The following is a 1385-nucleotide window of genomic DNA, read 5'->3' as shown; positions in this document are numbered from 1 at the left end:
AGAACCCCTCCGAACTGGTTGTTCAAACGATTGAAGGAATCTGCCAGATTCTTGTAGTACCCCTGCAGTGGTGCCAGCGCGTAAACGCCTGCTGCGGAGTTGACACCTTGGTACGGCGGCGAGATCGCCATAGCCGTATCGCTGGCGATGTTCGTCACCTCATACCAGCGGCCGTCTGGACCGAGAAAGGCATCACCAACGCGCGAGTTAGCGACGAAAGATGTGCCGGTGCCCGTCACAGTGTTCGAATTTTGGACGACAGAAACCGTCCCGGCTTTGTACCAGGGCATATGTGATTCCTTTGATTTGGAAGAGTTAAGCGACGAGCCTGGCAAACAGGGCTGGCAGGTAGAATGTGCGCGAGTTGGATGACGACGTCATGGTTGCGTACAGCGTGCCATTGGTGAAATCCCATACACTGCCAACTAAGGCGCCCGCGTTCGATCCGGCTACCACGTTCATGCTGTAGTTGTTGATCAGCATGTAGTCCACGGTGTTTATAGGCTTCGGACTGGAAAAGAAGTTAGTTACGCCAACATCGAGGGTCTGCGTAAAGGCGTAGTTCCAGCTCTGGTATGCTGCTGTGAAGATCGCGCACGGGTTTCCACTGTCAAAGAGCAGCTTTCCTGACCCGTCGAAGATCTGCATACCGTAGTCGCTGACATCCTGAGCCACGAACGCACCGACGAACCAGGTTCCGGTTGGGGGTGCATAGTTGACGCTTCGCGTTCTAATGCCAAACCCGGTCCAGTTGCCAGGCGATCCGTATATCAGGACGCTGGAAATAACAGCCTGCCCATTAATAACGGTTGGCTTGGCAAAGACCAATGGCGGCTCTTGCGAGGTAATTACACGGGAAAAGTTGACGTTCGCCCGCAAGCCGTTCTCTGCGTTTGGCGAGTAGCTGCCTTGATCGAGCACGACAAGCCGCGCGAACTCGGAATCAAGTGTTACGACATTGCTATTGTTCGTGAACTGAAAGCCGTAAGCCATCACGACGTCCTCACAACGATCAGCCGCATGGACGCCGTGGTTGCCGGACTGGTTACGCCAGCATACCCACGATTGTAGTTGTAGACCCGCACCACATTGTTCAGCACCTCGGTTTCGAATTGAGTTTCGAAGCTGGTGTAATTCGCCACGGGCAGGCACGTGGCTGAGGCATTGGACGGCGTGACGCCAGGGCAACTAAAGTCCTGATACCCTCCGCCCTGCGAGTTAACAATGGTCCATCCGCTATTGTTGACGACGACCGACAGGACAATCCGCACTGTGAACGAGTTTTCGTCCATGCGCAGGTTTCCCGAAGCGTCCCATACCCGCATCCCATAAGCCATGAATCACCCCAGATATCCAAGGCGAACACGCAGCACGCCATTCGCATC

2 protein-coding genes and 1 pseudogene are annotated in these 1385 nt (G+C 54.9%); all 3 read right to left on the bottom strand.

Going from position 1 to position 1385, the window contains the following annotated elements; translation table 11 throughout:
- A pseudogene (locus tag BLS87_RS33280) lies at positions 1 to 290 on the bottom strand (tail fiber domain-containing protein); the annotation flags it as partial.
- Positions 291 to 315: 25 nt separating this feature from the next.
- Positions 316 to 993: a hypothetical protein gene (locus BLS87_RS33275; RefSeq protein ID WP_074759405.1), complete on the bottom strand. Its 678-nt coding sequence runs from the start codon at positions 991 to 993 to the stop codon at positions 316 to 318.
- Positions 993 to 1337, bottom strand: a complete 345-nt coding sequence (locus BLS87_RS33270) for a hypothetical protein (RefSeq protein WP_083370835.1) — start codon at positions 1335 to 1337, stop codon at positions 993 to 995. Before BLS87_RS33270 ends, BLS87_RS33275 begins: the two co-directional genes overlap by 1 nt.
- Positions 1338 to 1385: the final 48 nt, after the last annotated feature.

The sequence above is a fragment of the Pseudomonas abietaniphila genome (genome assembly GCF_900100795.1).
Taxonomy (GTDB): domain Bacteria; phylum Pseudomonadota; class Gammaproteobacteria; order Pseudomonadales; family Pseudomonadaceae; genus Aquipseudomonas; species Aquipseudomonas abietaniphila.
This window is presented reverse-complemented; position numbering and strand designations above follow the sequence as displayed.